General features: G+C 62.5%; 14 protein-coding genes and 1 pseudogene. 7 read left to right on the top strand and 8 right to left on the bottom strand.

The features are described 5' to 3' along the window. The first annotated feature begins 464 nt into the window (after nt 1-464). Nucleotides 465-1,691, top strand: a complete 1,227-nt coding sequence (locus tag HNQ08_RS12640) for an MFS transporter (RefSeq protein ID WP_184132545.1) — start codon at nt 465-467, stop codon at nt 1,689-1,691. On the opposite strand, the gene HNQ08_RS12635 is transcribed toward HNQ08_RS12640, so the two are convergent. The 3 genes from HNQ08_RS12635 to HNQ08_RS12625 all read right to left on the bottom strand — a co-directional run bounded on the left by HNQ08_RS12635 (nt 1,663) and on the right by HNQ08_RS12625 (nt 3,691). Continuing rightward, nucleotides 1,663-2,319 (bottom strand): ArsR/SmtB family transcription factor, encoded by a 657-nt coding sequence (locus HNQ08_RS12635; protein ID WP_184132543.1) that lies wholly within the window; start codon nt 2,317-2,319, stop codon nt 1,663-1,665. The two genes, HNQ08_RS12640 and HNQ08_RS12635, sit on opposite strands and share 29 nt — an antisense overlap. A 692-nt stretch (nt 2,320-3,011) precedes the next feature. Beyond that, complete coding sequence (locus HNQ08_RS12630; protein WP_229790030.1) at nt 3,012-3,422, bottom strand: PIN domain-containing protein; 411 nt, start codon at nt 3,420-3,422, stop codon at nt 3,012-3,014. Continuing rightward, nucleotides 3,419-3,691 carry an AbrB/MazE/SpoVT family DNA-binding domain-containing protein gene (locus HNQ08_RS12625; protein ID WP_184132541.1) on the bottom strand — a complete coding sequence of 91 codons (273 nt, stop codon included), beginning with the start codon at nt 3,689-3,691 and terminating at the stop codon, nt 3,419-3,421. Before HNQ08_RS12625 ends, HNQ08_RS12630 begins: the two co-directional genes overlap by 4 nt. A gap of 986 nt (nt 3,692-4,677) precedes the next feature. On the opposite strand from HNQ08_RS12625, the gene HNQ08_RS12620 reads away from it, so the two are divergent. The 3 genes from HNQ08_RS12620 (at nt 4,678) to HNQ08_RS12610 (ending at nt 5,478) form a co-directional block, all read left to right on the top strand. Continuing rightward, on the top strand, nt 4,678-4,815 hold the full coding sequence (locus tag HNQ08_RS12620) for a hypothetical protein (RefSeq protein ID WP_184132539.1): 138 nt from the start codon (nt 4,678-4,680) through the stop codon (nt 4,813-4,815). An 81-nt stretch (nt 4,816-4,896) separates the two neighbouring features. Next, the gene (locus HNQ08_RS12615; RefSeq protein WP_184132536.1) at nt 4,897-5,091 is read left to right on the top strand and encodes a hypothetical protein; all 195 of its coding nucleotides are present in this window, start codon (nt 4,897-4,899) and stop codon (nt 5,089-5,091) included. 87 nt (nt 5,092-5,178) lie between these two features. Continuing rightward, nucleotides 5,179-5,478 (top strand): hypothetical protein, encoded by a 300-nt coding sequence (locus tag HNQ08_RS12610; protein ID WP_184132533.1) that lies wholly within the window; start codon nt 5,179-5,181, stop codon nt 5,476-5,478. A gap of 436 nt (nt 5,479-5,914) precedes the next feature. Here HNQ08_RS12610 and HNQ08_RS12605 read toward each other — a convergent pair whose 3' ends face one another. Beyond that, nucleotides 5,915-6,781 carry a ParB/RepB/Spo0J family partition protein gene (locus HNQ08_RS12605; RefSeq protein WP_184132530.1) on the bottom strand — a complete coding sequence of 289 codons (867 nt, stop codon included), beginning with the start codon at nt 6,779-6,781 and terminating at the stop codon, nt 5,915-5,917. Then, nucleotides 6,778-7,548 (bottom strand): ParA family protein, encoded by a 771-nt coding sequence (locus HNQ08_RS12600; RefSeq protein WP_184132527.1) that lies wholly within the window; start codon nt 7,546-7,548, stop codon nt 6,778-6,780. Before HNQ08_RS12600 ends, HNQ08_RS12605 begins: the two co-directional genes overlap by 4 nt. Nucleotides 7,549-8,501: 953 nt before the next feature. On the opposite strand from HNQ08_RS12600, the gene HNQ08_RS12595 reads away from it, so the two are divergent. Further along, complete coding sequence (locus tag HNQ08_RS12595) at nt 8,502-10,283, top strand: tetratricopeptide repeat-containing diguanylate cyclase (RefSeq protein WP_184132524.1); 1,782 nt, start codon at nt 8,502-8,504, stop codon at nt 10,281-10,283. A gap of 631 nt (nt 10,284-10,914) precedes the next feature. After that, entirely contained in the window at nt 10,915-13,413 is a 2,499-nt protein-coding gene (locus tag HNQ08_RS12590; RefSeq protein WP_184132520.1) for a sensor domain-containing protein, read from the top strand. Between the two features lie 345 nt (nt 13,414-13,758). Here the strand turns inward: HNQ08_RS12590 and HNQ08_RS12585 are convergent, their stop codons facing one another. Then, nucleotides 13,759-14,178, bottom strand: a complete 420-nt coding sequence (locus HNQ08_RS12585; RefSeq protein WP_184132517.1) for a hypothetical protein — start codon at nt 14,176-14,178, stop codon at nt 13,759-13,761. A gap of 456 nt (nt 14,179-14,634) precedes the next feature. On the opposite strand from HNQ08_RS12585, the gene HNQ08_RS12580 reads away from it, so the two are divergent. Beyond that, nucleotides 14,635-16,488 (top strand): N-acetylmuramoyl-L-alanine amidase family protein, encoded by a 1,854-nt coding sequence (locus HNQ08_RS12580; RefSeq protein ID WP_184132514.1) that lies wholly within the window; start codon nt 14,635-14,637, stop codon nt 16,486-16,488. Between the two features lie 68 nt (nt 16,489-16,556). Here HNQ08_RS12580 and HNQ08_RS12575 read toward each other — a convergent pair. After that, nucleotides 16,557-17,230: pseudogene (locus tag HNQ08_RS12575) on the bottom strand (DDE-type integrase/transposase/recombinase). Between the two features lie 81 nt (nt 17,231-17,311). Next, nucleotides 17,312-18,124, bottom strand: an 813-nt coding sequence (locus tag HNQ08_RS12570; protein ID WP_184132511.1) for an NPCBM/NEW2 domain-containing protein, incomplete at its 5' end; no start/stop codon positions are given.

The following is an 18,124-nucleotide window of genomic DNA, read 5'->3' as shown; positions in this document are numbered from 1 at the left end:
CCTGAAGGCGTCTTGTACGGCAGCGGGAAGCCTGGAAACGGTAGAGCCCGACACGCCGGAGGACGAGCTGGGCATGCGCGGCGTCGGGGATCAGGCGCCCCTTGTCCTGAATGGGGGCTGCACCTGCTCTGACAGGGGAGCGGCAAAATTTGGCCTGACCATGAGACCCCTCCATCAGCAGAACAGAGCGGTGTCTAGAACGCGCTCAGAGTTGGACCTGAGGCGAAGAGTCCATCTTCAGGAAAGACCATACAGCTGTGGCTTTTACGTAAAAACAAAACTGGAGCCCTAAAGTTCGAATCTCTTCCTGGCACCCTCTATGCGTGCGCTGGCTGAAAGGACAGCCCCGACTGGGCGATGCCGTGAAGGTGTGGCCAACTTGGACCAATGGACGGCGGTAGAAGCCAGACGGCTACTCCACCGCGTCTCTGTCCTGCAGAGTAGCCTGCCCTGCAAGCTGAGCCATGACCACAACCGCCCCGACAACCCTCTGGAACCGCAACTTTGTGATCTGGTGGCTGGGCAGCGCCCAGAGTGCGCTCGGCAGTGCGCTGGCCGGCATTGCCACCAGCTTTCTGGTGCTGGGACAGACGGGCAGCGCCGGGGCCATGGGCGTCAATCTGGCCCTCGCACTGCTGCCTGCCCTGCTCTCGCCGCTCTTCGGAGCGCTGGTCGATCGCTTGCCCGTCAAGCTACCGCTGATCACCGGCAACCTGCTGCGCGCGGCCCTGCAACTGGGTGTGGGGGTCTGGGCCTTGCATGGCCATGTGCCGGTTGAAGTGCTGCACGGCGCGGCGCTGCTCACCGGCCTGGTGGGCGCGTTCTATGGCCCGGCCAGCATGGGCGTCACCCCCCGGTTGATTCCGCCCAATCAACTTCAGCGGGCGGGCGGGCTGATGCAGGGCAGCGCCCAGACCATGCAAATGCTGGGCCTGGTGGGCGGCGGCCTGTTGATTTCACAGGTGGGCAGCGCGCCCGCCCTGATCCTTGACGGCCTCTCCTTTCTGATCTTCAGCGCGCTGTTGATGCTGGTGCGTTTCCCCACCCACACGGCGCAGGGGGCGAAAGAAAGCTTCTGGGCATCGTTCGTGGGGGGGTTGCGCTACGTGCGCCGCAGTCCGATGCTGATCGGACTGCCCCTGACGGCGTTGCTGGTCAACGCGGCCCTGGCACCGATGGAAATGCTGCTCCCCAAACGAATGCTGGCGCTGGGCGTGGGTGCGGCGGGGTATGGGCTTTTCTTCGGCATCCTGCTCGGCGGGATGGTTGTGGGCAGCCTGGGCCTGGCGTGGCTGGGTGAACGCGCCCGGCCGCGAGTCCTGAGCGTGCTGGGCCTGGGCGGCCTGGGCCTGAGTGTGCTGGCCCTCTCCTTCACGCAAACGGCCCTCCAGATGCATGTCCTGGCCGCCTGGATGGGTCTGGCCACCGCCACGACCAACGTATCCATCGCCGTGCTCTTCCAACAGCGTGTGCAGCCGGAGTATTACGGGCGGGTAGGCAGTCTGCTCAACATGGTGGCCACAGCCGGGATGCCCCTGACGCTGCTCGCGTTGGCTCCTCTGGCGGACCAGCTCCCCTTTGCCCTGATCATCGGCATGGCGGGTGCCGTCACTGTGCTGGGCGCACTGGCCTGGACGGGCGTATTGCGCCGCGAACCACCGCCTATTTCCCATCCACCTGTCCCGGCGTAAAAAACAGGCCGGCGATACACATCTGTGCATCCGGCGAGTCCGCCTCCTGAAGTTCTTGGGTGATCAGCCAGTCGCCCAGCTCCCGCATCCGCCGCGCGGCTTCCGCGCGCGCCTCCCGACCCAGCCGGAGCTGAGTGAAAGCGCCGAACCTGCCCTGAGGCTCCGCAGTATCCTTCCCCGTCTCCCCCACCAGCAGCATGCTGAGATGCTGCTGGGCATTGAGGGCCACCAGCACGTCCCGGTTCGTCTCGGCCATGAACAGAGGCCCGATGGCCTCCATTGAGGCTTTGAGGTAGGGTTGCGTCATCCCGGTCATCAGTTCCCCGGCCGTGGCCGCGTCGGTCAACGCAAAGGGCACTTGATACACCGTGGCTCTGGCGCGGTACAGTTTGATGGGTCGGCCGCCACGCTGACGTTCGCCCGTGACTTCGATCAGGCCGGCCTCCAGCAGCCGCGTCAGCCGGTGGTGGGCCTGCTTGACCGGGATGTTTGTTCTTTTGGCCACTTCAGCCACACTGACCTCGCCCCGCATCAAGGTCTCCAGGGCTGGACCGTAAGCCGAATGCAGCAGCAGCCGGGCCTGAGCGGTGGTTTGAGCGACAAAAGACGGCATGGGGGGCGGGACCACGCCTCAGTCTGCCACTCCTGTGGCAAGTTGGCGGGGGAGGGTGACAGGCTGCTCAACGCTTGGAAGCTCCCCGGTTTACCCCGGCAGGGTTGTGGCAAGTTGTTGGCTTCCCAGAAACGGAGGGGCTCAGTGAAGGCAGGCGGCCGGAAGTTCAGGCTGCCCGCTGTACTGCTTCTTGCCACGTCATGAAAGCAGCCCGCTGAAGACGGCGACGGTGACGGGCGGGGACAGTCGGGCGAGCGGGGTGATGAAGGTTCGTGATCCGGGCGCGCAGGTCGAGAAAGCCTTGTGTCCGTCGTTGTGACCTGAATCTTCGATGTGGACGACCACGGCGCAGGATAGGTCGGTGAGACTGTTCAATAGGGTTGTTGCCACGCGCCGTAGAAATAACTTGGACGTGCTCCACACCGTAGAACACGGAAAGCGCTCGCAAAACCGCTCCATCGCTTGTCCGTCTGAATCACTGCCGGAGCGTCATGTTCCCACTACAGGTGAGAAAGGTTCTGGCAACTGAACGCCGGTAGGCTTCGAGTTGTGCAGGACCGCAAGGCCTGTCGGCACCGTTCCTAGCGCCGAGGATCAAGTGACCGGCCGCTCTTCTACGATCCCGCTGAGGTCAAGTTGCCAGAACCGGCTGGAGAGCCAACCACTCGCGTCAAGGCGAAAGCGCCCTGCCGGGTAGAGGCGCGAGGTTAGCGGATGAGCTCCACCGTGAAGGGCAGGTCCGGCAGGGTGGCCCAACGCTGCTCGGCAGTCATCACGTCAGCTTCCAGAGCTTCGGCCAGTCCCAGGCACAGGGCGTCGCCCAGACTCAGATCATAGGGCCGTCGCCGGGCGTAATAAAACGAGGCGGCCTGCTGGGCGCGGACTTCAAAAGGCCTGACCTCCAGCAGCTGGCCCAACTGATGCAGTCGGGTGCGGACCTGCTCGGGGGTAAAGCTCCCATCGCTGACCAGCTTGCCTTCCACCTCAACGAGTTGTGCTGCGCCCACGTGGTGACTGCGCTGCCCAGTGGTGAGTTCTGCGAGCACCCTCTCCCCTCCTGGCTCCTTGCGGATGAAGGCCATCAAGGCGCTGGCGTCCAGCAGGACCGGGCGACTCAAGGTTTCTCCCGCTGCAATTCAGTCCGGCGCTCCTGAAGCAGCTCAGCCGTGAAATCGTGCCCATCATTCTCGGCAAGGCTGCCGTAGAGTTCCTGGGCCATTTGCCGCTTGGTGGTGAGGCGGACCTGCTCACCCTCCAGCACGTAGAGCAGGGTGTCGCCTTCCTGAACATGCAGGATGTCACGCACGGCACGGGGAAGGATGGCGCGGTATTTGGGTCCGAGTTGTCCTGTGATCACCCGGCTGTCATCAGGGACACTTCTGCTCATGAGGGACACTCTATCAGAGTGGGACACCTGATGATGCCGCCCCTTCTGGGAAGACCTATGACTAGAAAGGGGGATTTCATCTGTATGAACATGAGAAACGCGGACTTTTCGGTGCCTCCCGGCCCAGGCCGTTCAGCTCTTTTCTAAATTGATTCGTCCAAGACCCATGTCCACATACAGTGATGGCAAGTTGTGAGTGAAGGTAGAAAAGGTCACCGGAATAACCGGCCAAGTTGACCTTACAACAGCGTCACCTAACTGGTCCTGAACTGCGCCCGATGCGTGTCGGCGGCGCAGCAGCACCGCTGACTGGAGGTGCTGCTGCGGCTCCTATACCCTCCCATGTGACCACACCGATGTAGCGCGGCTGGTCTCCCCTATCGTGAGTTTCCGTGGAGCGCACCCCTTCCGAAACCAGGATTATTGGGTGCCTGATGTTTCCTTTCTTCTTTGTACTTCTGTTATCAAAGACTGATTCGATCAACATCAGAGCAGCAAGAAAATTATGTTCTAGACGGTATTTTCGGCCTCTTTCCCCCATTCATAACGGGACAATCTCCCTGTTTCTCCCCATTCACAACGGAAGTGGAGTCGTGTTTTCCGATTCGTAGCGGTAGAGGACAAATGAGGAAAGGATCACGTTCTAGACGGCCGATTCAGGCAAACTCCCCAGTCATCACAGTATGCTCTCGGCGCATCCCAGCACGTGGACTGATGGTCCCGGAGGACATGTGAAAGACACAGGCTCAGGATGTTGTGTTCAGAGACGACCTGAACGTCACTCAACTTGGCCTGCTCTGCACTCAGCGCAAAATCGCTTCCGATGACACCTCCGCGAAGATCGCCTTAGAACGTGCTGGGATTGAGAATGAAATGGAGTGCGAAAGGATGGGGCGCCTCACGGCATCGACAATGAGTCATACCTGGCCCTTCAGAAGCTGTATACCGACTAGGGCTGCCCTGAAAACGGTCACGTGGCCTTCACCATGTTCCGTGTGTTGCAGGGATGTGATCTGGAGGGCAGCGGAGCCGATCGGCGCATGGTGCGCGAAAGTCTGGAACGTCTGAGTACCCCTCAGCACTGGATCAGCGGTGCCTGGTGCAGCAACGAGGACGACGACTGAGTGACTATGGGCTTCCGGCTGATCGAGAAGCTGGCTTTCACGTGCAGTAAGCGGGATTCAATCGCGGTCAGGGGGATTGCCGTGACGCTGCCCGCGGAACTGACACACAACGTTCGCAACGGCTATCTCAAACCAGTGAAGCCCATATCGATGCGGCGGCTGGGTCAGGCGGCCCGCGCAACTTACCGGGTGCTGGATTCCCTGCGGCATGATTGCAACAATCGGTCGAAGACCGGCACGCTCCAGCTATCGCCAATGGACCTGGCCCAGCGCTGAGGCAGCGCAGCAGAAAGTCCCGACAAGATCAGGCGCACTCTGGAGCCGGTTCACACCAACCTCCTGGAGTTTAGGTACCTGCAGGACGTGCAGGTCACCGGACGCGGGAACAATCAGACCGTCAGTTACGTCTTTGGACAGCTGGCCCTGGAACCCGACGGCGAACTGGTCACGCTGCTGGCAAGCTTGAGAAAGCCCCTTGTTGCCGCCAAGAAAGCCACTCCCGATTCCCGTGAGAACGTTCGTCACTCTGTTGCACAAGCCCGGGTGATTCTGGGTCTCGGGTGCAAGCCGGCGAATGAGGTGGACTTTGTGCTGGACGTTGTGCGCCTTCATGAAATAAGCAAGTACGCCTGGCCCGAGGACCCCCATCGCGCCCGGTCCTGACCGGGCCCAGGATGCGCATGGCAACCGCTCCGAGTGATGAAGAGGTTCCTGACGTCCAGGTCAGTCGCGGGGATCTGGCCCGTCCCCTGACCTTGCTAGGGCTTGCAGCATGACGTCCTGGCCCAACTGCCTGTCGGAACACTTCAGGACATCCACTGGCAGGTGCCGGGGCTACTGCGGGACAAGCGGCAGGGTGTAGCCGAGTTGCTCAGATCACTGTCCGCAGTGGGTTTTTGAATGGATCGCATGAGTGTGAGGACCGCAGTCGAAGTTCAGACGCGATGTCGCTGTCCCGATTGGGGGGTAGTCGCTCAGATCTTCAGGTGGGGGAGATCAGGACGCGGCGGGGATTCAGCCTGCCGCGGCGCCTCCTGGATCAGTCTCTCTGGAATTTTCGCAATACACTCAAGACTCTGGTCTTACCGGTAAGACCGTTTTATTTCAGGACTTCAGGCATCTTGGACAGCCAGCGATCCACCGCTTTGCGCTCGTCAGGCTTCAGGCCGGTCAGGAATCGGCGGCTGCCCAATTTGCGGGCGACATCGGCGGCTAGGCTGGGGATCTTATCCTGCTGCTCCAAGCGTTGGACTTCTGCTTGCAGACCACTGCGGGAAACGCCCTGTTGCGCCAGCCCAATCAGCCGGGCGTGGTGTTCTTCAGGTGCACCGACGATGACCGACGCCAGGGTCAGGGGCAGTCCGCCGCGCAGTGCCTCGACCACCTCGCCGGGCCAGCCCAGGATCCTCAGCTTGTTCTTGGCAAAGGAGGTCCAGCTTTCTCCCAGTGGTCCGAACAGTGAATCGAGGGTCGCAGTTTCCTCGCCCGGGGCCTCCTTTGTTAACCGGGTCAGCCGGCTGCGTGCCTCGTCGCGGGGGAGACCCAGGGCGGCGGCGGCCAGTTCCAGTTTGGCGTCCACCTCGTCGATCAGATTGAGGTTCTCGCGTTGAAGGTTCTCGAGCAGCGCAGCCAGGCGTGCCTGCCGATCGTCAAGCGCGCGGACCACGACTGGAACCTCGCGTAAACCAGCCAGCTGGGCGGCCCGCCAGCGCCGCTCACCGGCAACAATTTCGTGGCCTCCTTTGACCGGCCGCACCAGCAGGGGCTGTAATACTCCCTGCTCACGGATGCTGGTGGCAAGGCTCCTCAGGCCAGCCTCGCCGAAGCTGCGTCGGGGCTGACCTGTGCCCGGACGCAGCTGGTCCACAGCAAGCACGGTCACGACGTCCGGCTGGCTGAGATCGGTGGGTGTCTCGCCCAGCAGACCGGCTACCGTACGTTGGCGGGTGGGGCGGGGGCGGGTCATACGGCGCTCCGGGCGTAGGCCAGGCCCGCGGCGCGGGCCACATCGGCGGTCAGCGTCTTGACGTCAGCGTGTACCGGGCTGCCAGGTGCATAGACGCCCACTGGCGCACCCTGAGCGGTAGAATCAAGCCATACTGCCTCGCGCTGAGGCACCGGCGTGGCAAGAGGGGAGAGGTGCTGTTGCAGATCAGCCAGCACTTCGCGGTCATGCAATCGTCGGGCGTCGTAAAGGGTGGGCACGTACAGTGCCACCGTGAGATCGGGCCGGACCTCGCGGTATTCGGCAAAGGCACCCTGAAGACCGGGGAGGGCGTCAATGCCTTTTTGCCGGGTAGGAACCGGCACGATCATGCGGTCGGCGGCCAGTGCACCGAGGATGGCCAGTTGACCCAGGCTGGGCGGGCTGTCGATCATCACCACGTCGTAGCGGTCCGCCACATCCTGCAGCGCGCGCCTCAGGCGGCCCTGAGCGCCTACCCGGCCCATCATCTGACCTTCGGCAACAGCGAGACCCACCTGGGCGGGCAAAAGATCCAAGCCGTGAATCCTGATCGGCTCGGGCAAGGGCAGGCCCTCCACCGCCACCGGGTAGACGGTCTGGTCACGCTGAACGCCCGTCACTCCCAGCCAGCCAGTCAGGTTGGCCTGTGGATCAAGGTCGATCAGCAGAACCCGCAGACCGCTAACCGCCAGCTCGTGTCCCACATTCAGGGTCAGACTGGTTTTCCCGGCCCCCCCCGCATGGTTAAACACTGTCATTGTGATCATGGAGTCACGATACAACGTGCCTGGACATGGAATGGTCTTACCGGTAAGACCAGATGCTATGTGTTCGAAAATACACCGAGAAATTGTCCCTGGGTTGTGCAGGCTTATCTACGTTAGGTGTCTATTGAAGATGAGTGGCGCGCTGTTGATCCAGGAACCCGGCAAATGGGTTGAGCGATTAAGCAAGGCAACTTGCGGCGCAGTTTCTCAACTTTTAATGCTTCTGCAGGCGGTTGGGACAAGTTGTTCGGGTGGCTGGAGAGTGAGAACCCCCTGTGATCGATTCCTTCACGTGAATCCCTGTGGTTGTCGTTCTTGACGTCGTGTGAGGCGGTAAAACCGATCGACACTATTGTGACAGCGCGCCTTGGAGATCACTTGCGGGTGATCATCCTCCGCCAGTCTCACGATCTCTTGAATTGCAGTTCCCTGGCTGCGAGTTGGTCAGTATGGATAACCTGTAGGACGTCGTATTCCCCCAGCGACTTGGTCAGGAAGGTACGCGCAGCTGCCAGATCTCAGCGACGTTGAGCGACGACCTTGGGCACGAAGCTGTGCTCGTCTACGCCCTCCAAAGCCAGGGTCGGGCCCCATTTACGGGAATGTAGACTTCATCAAAGGACCTTTGAGAATCCCAATGGGGTTCTCAATGACGCAGGTCTTCAGGAGATACGGCGAAATTCATGCATCACTCGCGGATGATCCGCGACTGATCTCTGTGCCGCGCTGGTGGAGCAACGCTTGGGCAGTTCAGGAGCTCAGTGGGAAACGCTGCCGGCGCCAATATGCGTGCCTGATGATGCTCACCCTTGAACCGGTGACGGGAGGTCTTGGGGCCGATCACTGCGGCTCAGCCTATCCCGATCCAAAGAAGGCGATACAACACAGTTCAAGTTCCCCAGTTACAGAAAATTGTCAGATCAAAACCGTAGCATCAAGTGGGGGAAAAGCCCTTGAATGATGCACAGGTGGACTTCCTTGAAGAGGCATTGAGCCGTAGTGAAGGGCCGAGACGTTTGGTGGCACTCAATGACCTGGCCTACGCTTTACATACGGCTGATGCTCAGCGCACGCTGCTTTTGACGCAAGAGGCTCTCGAGGTCGCTGTCCGCCTTGGAGCGACCGAAGAGGTGTTGCGCAGCACCTTCTCGCGGGGTGTGGCCCTCTATACCCTGGGCCGTTTTCAAGAGGCCGCCGAAGCACTGAGAAGAGCCGACGGTTGGGCAGTTGAACAGGGACAAGACGACCTGATCGCTCCGGTCTTGCGGTACTTGGGCGATACCCTGATCCGTATGGGTCAGGTTGATGAAGCCGCGGCTCTGCTCGCGCGCGCACTCGCGTTGTTCAGTGAACGACGTGATCCGTTGGGAGAGGCCGATTGCTTCAATGCGCTCGGGGCCTTGGCCGACATGGGAGGCGACTACCCCGAAGCAGCGAGATGCCATCGGCAGGCGCTCCAGCGGCGACAGGCAGCTGGCAGGAGTGATCAGGTGGCGCGCTCGCTCGGCAATCTGGGCCATGTCTGGTCGGCCCTGGGTGACCACACGCGCGCTCTCCACCACCATCAGCAGGCGCTGGTCTTGTTCGAAGACTGTGCTGAACCGCATAACATGGCCCGTGCCCTGATCAATGTGGCCGTGACCTATGATCGTCTGGAGCAGTATGACCAGGCCCTGACGTTGTACGAACGGGCGATTCCGGTGCTCCTCGAGCATGGAGACGAGGTCCTGACAGCGCTTGCTCAGGCTAACCTCGCGCTGCTCCATGTCAAAGTGGGTCAAGCGGTTCTCGCGCTTCCCCTGGCGCAGGCTGCGTTGGAAATTTTTGAACGGCATGACGTGTGGCCACTGACCTCAGTGGCTTTGCTTGGTTTGGGACTGGCCCATAAGAGCGCAGGTGATCTTCGCGCAGCCCAAACGTTCCTCTGGGAGGCCCTTGAGCGCAGCACTCTGTATCAGCTCTCAGAGATCATCATCCAGGCCCACGAGGGGCTGTCTGCCGCATTGAGGGACCTGGGAGACAGCGAAGGAGCGCTTGAGCACCTGCGGCGCTGCCTGGACCTCGAACGCTCCTTCACTGGCCGGCAGGCCGCACAACGGACAGAAGCCGTGCTTACTGAGCTGGAAGCGGAGACGGCGTGGCGTGAGGCAGATGTCGCCCGGCAGCGGGCAGACGAGTTGCAGCGTTTAAATAGTGTCCTTGAGACGGCCCATGAGCAGCAACTTGAGCTGATGCGCCGCCTGGACGAGCAGGCCCATCAGGACACGTTGACGGGGCTGTACAACCGGCGATATTTCAATCAGCATTTCGACCACGCGATCCAACAGGCACACGCGCGGCGGGAGCCTTTGACCGTCGCTCTTTTTGATGTTGACCACTTCAAGCGCATTAACGATACCTTCTCACATCTCACGGGTGATCTCGTGCTCCAGCGGGTGGCCACAGTCGTGCGTGAAAGGTGTGAGCCGATAGATACGCTGGCCCGTTACGGGGGCGAGGAATTTGTGTTGCTGATGCCCGGTACAGATCTGGAGACCGCAGCACGACGGTGCTCCGCCCTGCTGGAGGCCGTGGCCACACACCGCTGGCCGGAGCTTCCTCCCGGCGAGCGCGTGACGCTCAGTGCTGGGCTGGCTGAGTTGACGCCCATCAGCCTTCCCAGCAGCCTGATCGCCCAGGCGGATCAGCAGTTGTACCGGGCAAAACGCAATGGCCGCAATCGAGTGCTGTATTGAGGAGCGGTCCAGTTGCCCGAAGCGGGAACGCTCTGGAGACCGTCCACTTTGAAAGTCCAAGGAAGCTGCGGCAAGCGTGACCTGAACCCGGAGGGCTGTCCACATCAGAATGCAGCGTCATGCGGGACAGGGGAGAGCCCCAGCAGGCCCCCGGTACGACGGAAAAAGGGGGCGCTCCGGGTTGGAAGACTCCAGGCTGCGCGACGCCAGTCTGGGGCGGCTGGCTCCGGTTCTGGCTGCGGCCACCATGCTGCTCGTGTCCGAAACCATCAAGGTGGTGCGGCGTGGAACTCACATGTCGTCCACTCTCACGGGCAGGGGCAGCAGGCGCTGTGCCACCTTGGAATCGGCCTCCAAGCTGTAGAAGGCCATCTTCTCTCGTCGGACGCTCAGAGCTGGCCTGCCCCTGAACCGTCGGGTCAACGCAAGCCGCTACGGGCTCCTTTTCAGGCTGCCCTTGTCAGGTCGCCGGCGGTTGACCCTCGGTCTTTTTCCGGAGCCAGGCCACCAACAGGATTGACTCGATGAAGGTTCCACAAAATTGGAGCAGCCCCAGACACTTTCCAGTACAGTGCAGGCATCGCGATCTGCGAACCCTGGAAGGAGTCTCTTTTTGATGTCATTCCCATTTATGCACCACGTGCCTGACGAGGTGATGGGCGATCTTGCCGAAGGGTATATGGCCCTGGACTGCGCGGGGCAGATCACCTATCTCAACCCTGCGGCAGAGGACTGGACTGGACTGCGCGCCGAGCGTGTCCTGGGCACGAGCGTGTGGGAGCACCTGGGGACAATCGACTTCCGGTTCCGGTCTGTCCTGCAAGAAGCGCAGGCGTCCGGAAGAAGAGTGGAATTCGAGACGTACAGTGCGCCGCGGCAGGAGTGGCGGCGCACCCGCATCTACCCCCATCCTGATGGCTTCCGGATTGTGTTCCACGACCTGACTGAGCGCAAAAGGGCCGAAGAGTACAGCTTACGCCTGCTCACGGTCAGTGACCTGCTGGCCCGGGCCCTCACCCCGAGTCAGGTGGCACGCGCCATTCTGGAGTACGCGCATGCCACCTCCGAGGCCTATGCGGGTCTGGTGGCCGTACGGCATGGGAATGGGGCGGCGCTGGAGACGCTCGAGTTCGTAGGCTATCCGCCGGAACTCGTCCATGACTACCAAGTGATGGATCTTCGCGCCTCACTTCCATTAACAGAAACCTTCCGTGAGCAGTCACCGCTCTACCTGGCACGTTCAGCCTTGATGGAACGCTATCCACAGCTCCGCTTGTCCCAGACCACTGCCAGCGTGGCGATTTTTCCATTGATCGCAGGGGGGGAGTCCACTGGTGTGCTGGTCTTCAGCTTCCCGAGTGATCAGACGTTCTCGACCATCCAGCGGGGCTATCTTCAGGGACTGGCCACGCAATGCGCTCAGGCACTGGCCCGGGCCCAGCAACACGCAGAACTGGTGAGGAATACCGCCTCATCGCGCGTTATTCTGGACGCTCTGGATGAAGGCCTGCTGATGTTCAGCAGTGCGGGCCAACTTGCGGCGGTCAACGCGGCGGCACAACGGTTTTTTGAGATACCGCCCAGTGATGACCCGCAACCCAAACTCGATCTGACCGGATGGGCGTTCCATCTGGAAGACGGCACACCGCTGCACCTGGACGATTGTCCGATCACATCTGCCTTTCGCACGGGGGCCTCCTGTGAAGGCACCTTGATTCAAGCCACCCGGCCTGGCGGGGAGACGCGGTGGGTGAGCGTAAATGCCCGGCCGCTCTATCATCCGGGGGACTCCCGTCCGTACGCTTCGATGGCCTCGATGACCGACGTGACCCGGCAGAAGACGTACGAACAGCAGCTCACGCGCCGTGCAACGCGTGACGAACTGACCGGTTTGTTCAACCGTCAATCTTTTCTGGACCATGTGACCACAGCCTTACAGGGCGTGCGGCGGCGAAGACTGGATTGTGCGGTCCTGGTGCTGGATCTGAACCGCTTCCGCTCCATCAACGACGCGTACGGCGGGGTGGTCGGGGACGCCGTGCTGTGTGAGGTGGCGGCGCGACTCACCACGCAAGCCGGCCCAAGGGTCACAATCGCCCGCCTGAGCGGAGACGAATTCGGCATCCTGCTGTCGCCGCTATTGTCGCAACGGGATGCCGAGCTGTTTGCAGAAAAATTGCTGGACGTGGTGGGCGCCCCCATCAGTGCACAGGGGCATGAATTGCACTTCAGCGCCAATGTCGGGATCAGTGTGCCGAACAACGACCGGGTGCGGGGCAGCACGCTGGTGCAGCAAGCCTACCAGGCGCTGGCGAGCGCGCAACAACGGCAGGGAAGCGGCCCGGTGACGTATGACGTCAACATTGCGCAGGTGCAGGACCGTCAGACGGAGATAGAGCACAAGCTGCGCTCCGCTTTGAGAGACGAACAGTTGACGCTGGCGTATCAACCGATCGTGGATCTCCAAACCGAGCGGCCTGTGGCGATAGAGGCGCTGGTGCGCTGGCAGCACCCCGCGCTCGGGGTCATCAGCCCAGCCGAGTTCATTCCAATTGCGGAGCAGCGCGGACTGATCTTGCTCCTGGGCGAGTGGGTCATGAACCAGGCCTGTCTCACGGCCCGGACATGGGACGCAGTGACGGTTGCGGTTAACGTCAGCCGCCTGCAGTTCAATCAGCCCAATTTTCCGGAGGTGGTTCAGCGGGCCTTGCTGCACAGCGGCCTTCCCGCAAGTCGCCTGGAACTGGAGATTACCGAAACAGCCATGGCGGATGACCTGGATGAAGGGGTCAAGCAGTTGATGAAGCTCAAGGCCCTCGGCGTTCGTGTGGCGCTGGACGATTTCGGGACCGGGCAGTCGAGTCTGGCCAGCCTGCAGCGCTTGCCCATTGACAATGTGAAACTTGACCGGTCATTTGTGGCCGGCTGTCAGGTCGATGACCGGCAAAGGGCGATGGTCGAGGCTGTCATCACGCTTGCCGGAGCGCTGGGCATCAAGGTGGTGGCTGAAGGCATTGAGTTGGGCGCGCAACGGGACGTCCTCCGCCAGATGGGGTGTGCCTACGGGCAAGGGAATCTGTTCGCCCGTCCCCTTCCGGCAGATCAACTGAACGTCTTCAATGAGCGCTGAAACCGTGCTTCGGCGCTCATTGAAGACGTGAGCGAGAACATACACGAGGTCATGAGCGAAGCCAGCCGGGCTTCAAGAGGAGAGGTAGAGCGCAGGAATGCCTGTGCCTGCACGCCCGGATCACCAATCTCCACCATCACTCCCGCACCGGCGTCCCTGCCATGGCCCGAAAGAGCAAGCGGAATCAAGCGTTCCAGACGTGGTCAACGGTCGCGGCAGGGGTGGTCTGAAACTCAGACCACCCCTGCCCTCCATCTGCCCTGAGACCAGTTAAAGCAACGCCACCTGTCAAGCTGATCGAGATTCGATTTCGAGAGGCACTCACGCCATCGCCTGCAGGAACACTCATTTGGCAGCTGGCGTCAGCCTTGTCATGGTGGTTCCTGCGAGAGGAGACAGTGCAACCAGCCCTGCCGCGCCTGCGGCGATGGCGACCGTGAGGTTGGGTTCGCGTACGACGTTCGCCACCACGATGCCGATCAAGGCCCACACGACCGTTCCGGCGTACCATGCGTTGCCTTCGCTGAAGCGAGTCATGGCCACGCCGATCAACGTCGCGGCAGCGAACATCAGGGCGGCCCATGCCCATGTCGTCTCAGCCAAGCCCAGGTCCCGCACACCCGAACTGCGTAGTGCAAAGGCGATGTTGGCGATGGGCGCCACGGTGATCCACCCGGTGAAGACGCTCAGCGGGAGACGGACAAACCACACCTCAGCACGGGTCAATGGCCGAGAGGTCCGAACGAGTTCAATGAAGGCCAACATCCGGTGGCGCAGTTCCTTGGTCAGGAAGGGAGCGAATTTAATGTTTCACTGCCGCAGCGTTTCGTGACTGACGGTGATGTCGCGCCCATGGAAGGGTTCATGCACGTTACGGTGGCTGAGAGAGAAGCGGTGGTACAGCCCAGAGCGCGTACCGGATGATCATGATGCTTCTGGGGCAACGGTGAGGGGAGGGCTGGGGGTCAAGCACTGGCCGACACCTGAACTGTTGACCTGACAAAACCTCGTGGAGCGGCATGGCGACAGCTGTGCCTGCAAGGTGCGTCCAATGAGGGCGTCACCTTCCTGTTTATGCTCCCTCGGGCGTAAGGTAACCTGGCGTCGCGCGCCGGGAGGCGGCCCCGGACGATACGGCTCGCCGGAGTGGCTGACCCGCCCCCGGCACTCTCACGGTGACTTCCTCTACACTCGTCCCCACTTCACCCACTTGGAGGTTTCATGTTGCGCCGCTCCCTGCTGACTGCCCTACTGCTGACTGCCGCACCCTTGGCCCTCGCCCAGACTGCCCCGGTCACCCCGCCACCGGCAGCCGGCGCAGTCTCGCTGCCGCCTATCAGCGACGCGCCCATTTACGTGGCGTATCCGCCGGACAAGTACACCGTGGCGTACGACCACGTGCTGCTAGAGGGCAGCGTCAAACCCGGGGCGAATCTGATTCTGAACGGGCAGCCCGTGGATGTGGGTAACGACGGCCTGTTCATCGAGTGGGTGCCGCTGCAACCCGGTGAGAACGTGCTGGTGCTGGAGTCAGGTCAGGGAAGCGCAGTTGCCCGCCAGGAGGTGCGGGTTACTCGCGCCGTACCGCTGTCCCTGACCGGAGCGGCCCAGATCGTCTCCTCCGGGCTGCTGCCTGCCGTGGACCGCACCGCCTACCTGCAGCCGCAGTCCCTGGAGATGCGCGCCGTGCCGGTGGCCTTTGCGGGCACTGCCGGGGCAACGGCCTCATTCCGGGTCGGGGAGCTCGGCCCCTTCCCTATGGCCGAGACGGCCTCCGGCCGCTACGAGGGCACCTTCCTGCTGCCCGAGAAGTTGAGTCCCGCGCCCGTGCAGTTCACCCTGACCGCGCCGGACGGCACCACCGCCACGGCGAGCAGCCCGGGCAAGCTCGGCGTGACCGGCACGGGCCCCCGGGTGGCGGAGGTCACAGCCAGCATTCCAGGGCGGGGCGTGCAGGCGGGAACCTTCGTGTGGCGCAACGGGGCGGGGCGCAATTATGTCGTCTTTCCCCGGGCAGGCGCGCAGGCCGTGATCGTGGGTGAAGAGGGCAACACCTACACCGTGCAGGCGTCCGGCACGCTGACGCTCAACGCTCCCAAGACCACGCTGACCTTGAAGCCCGAGGGCACGCCGCTGCCCCGCGCGATCTTTACCCGCATCGACGTGAAGACCGGGGCGACCCACAGCGAGGTGCGGCTGGACCTGCCTGCTCGCGTCCCCTTCACGGTGGAGCAGCAGGTCGGCCCAGACTCCTCCAGCCTGGACCTGCGGTTGTTCCAGAGTGTCGCGGACGTGGACTACATCGTCTCTGACTTTCCCACAGGGCCGGTGCGGGACGTGCGCTGGACCCAGGAGAGTGATGGGGTGGCCCGCGTCCACGTGGACCTGAGCGGCGCTCCCTGGGGCTACGACACCACCTATGAGGGTACGGCCCTGGTGCTGCGGGTCCGCAACGCACCCGCACTGAGTGCCCGCACGCCGCTGCGGGGCCGGACCATCCTCTTGGACCCGGGACATGGCGGCGACGAGCCGGGGGGCGCCGGGCCGCTGCGGGTGCCGGAGAAGAACCTGACGCTGCCCATTGCCCTGCGGGTGGCCGAACTGCTGCGCGAAAAAGGCGCGACGGTCGTCCTGAGCCGTGAGGCGGACGTGCAGGTGCCCATCTACAACCGCCCGCTGCTGGCCGAGGAAAAGAACGCCGACCTGCTGGTCAGCATCCACGCCAACGCCCTACCGGACGGCGTGGACCCCCGCAGCAAGCGCGGCAGTGGGGTGTATTACTACCAGCCACAGGCCCGCACGCTGGCCGACACGCTGCTCGCTAGCCTGGTGGGACAGTTGCCGGAGGTGGGCAACGACGGGGTGCACTACCAGAACCTGGCGCTGGCGCGGCCTTCCACCCAGCTCAGCGTGCTGATCGAGACGGCGTTCCTGACCGACAAGGGCAATCTGCGGCTGCTGATGAGCGCTGCGGGTCGGGAACGCTTCGCGCAGGCAATCGCCCTGGGCCTTGAGCGCTTTTACCGCAACGCGGCGCTGGACATGCAAGAACAAGGGCGCTCCGGAACGCCCTGAGGCAGGGTGACCGGTGGTGTGGCCTGAACTGGCGTCACGGCAGGCTGAGGAGAGGGGTGGCCTGAAGTTCAGGCCACCCCTGCCGCGATGGTCAAGCACGGCTGGAACGCTTGATTTTGGTTGCATGTTCTGTTGACGGCAGTGACGCTGGTGCGGTCAGGCTGGTGGAGGTTCGTGACCTGGGCGTGAAGGCTCAGGCATTCTGGAGCTCGTTTCCGTCCCTTGAAGCCCTACTGTGGTCGAACACGGCGCCGTAGAGAGCAGTGTTCTTGCAGGGTGCTGTTGTAGCGGGCGATCGAGATTACCTGCTAATGGTTGACCTCGTCCAGACTTGGACTCTCGCGAACCGCCGCTCCGTCGCTGCAGAGCCCGTCGGTCTGCGTCACCTCTGGAAGACCGTCTGCCCCGAGCAGCCTCGTCAGGACGGTCTTCGCTTTCTCGGTATTGCGATGCCGTTGGAGGAGGCGGACGAGCACGCATCCGTGCTCGTCCACGGCCCTTCAGAGCCACTGGCGAACCCCATTGACCCTCGTCCAGCCTTCATCCAGAGACTACCCAGAACCCCGGCGTCCCCTCCGAGTGGCGTAGGTCTTCTGCGAAGAGAGGGCCGAACGTGATCCGCCATTGTCGGAGGGCCTCGTGGCTAACCTTGTGGGCCACGCTGATGCAGCACTGCTTGGACATCACGGGAGCTCAGCGGAAATCAGAGGTACAGCTTTTGGGTCTGCTGGATGAACGTCATGGGAAAACGGTGGCTCTAGGGCCTGGCATCGGTCACGGCGGGTCAGGCTACCCCGATCACGTTACGGCAACACAGCCCGTCTTACGGCTGCACCGTCCAGGTCAGGGACCGCGCGGTACTGCCGTAATACGGCAGACGATATCCCGAGAAACTGTCGGCCTGCACGTAGAACTCTCCGTATGCCGATGTATCTGTACTGAACAGGAGCGCAATCAAGGTCACGTCGAAATCCTGCTTCATGGTGCCACCATCCCCGTAGGGGGCTCCCACCGGGACGACCGTGAAGACATCATTGGTGGACTGCGTGGTTCCCAAGAGTGTGATCGGAACCGGCTGGGCCAGGGCCGGCGATACCGTCACCGTGGCCGTCACGCGGCGCGTGGCACCCACGGGGCCCGAGAGGCTGGACGGCATCAGAGATGTACTGACCGTCAACAGTTTCTCCGTCACCGTGAGCGGCGCGCTGGTCCGCTCCTGACCGCCCTGGCTCGCCACCAGGCGGTACTGTGCGGTCAGCAGCGCCAGATCCCCCAGGGAGCCTGGCAAGGAAGGCGCCTCAATGATCACATCACGCGTGACCGTCCCCGTCCCGCTCGCGGGTAAGGACACCTGGGAGGTCTGCAACGTCAGGACGGAGCCGTCCGGCGAAACGCGCGGCAGGCTGAGGTTGACCGGGCCGTTGAAGGTGCCGCTGAAGGTCGCCTTCACCGTGGCTGTGTGCTTGTGGAAGATCTCCACAGTGCTGGGCGACACCGTCATGGTCAGGGGTTGGTTCTGGATCGCCTGGCAGGTGATCGTTGGGTTGGCCCAGTCGGCGTGATCGTAGTCGATGTTATCGCCCCCGTTGGTCACCACCATCCGCAGTTCCCGCGCGCCGGTGAGGTTCACGTTCAC

Origin of the sequence: Deinococcus humi (assembly GCF_014201875.1) — a bacterium.
Taxonomy (GTDB): Bacteria; Deinococcota; Deinococci; order Deinococcales; family Deinococcaceae; genus Deinococcus; species Deinococcus humi.
Note: the sequence above shows the minus strand (reverse complement) of the source record. Positions and strands in the feature narration are given on the sequence as shown.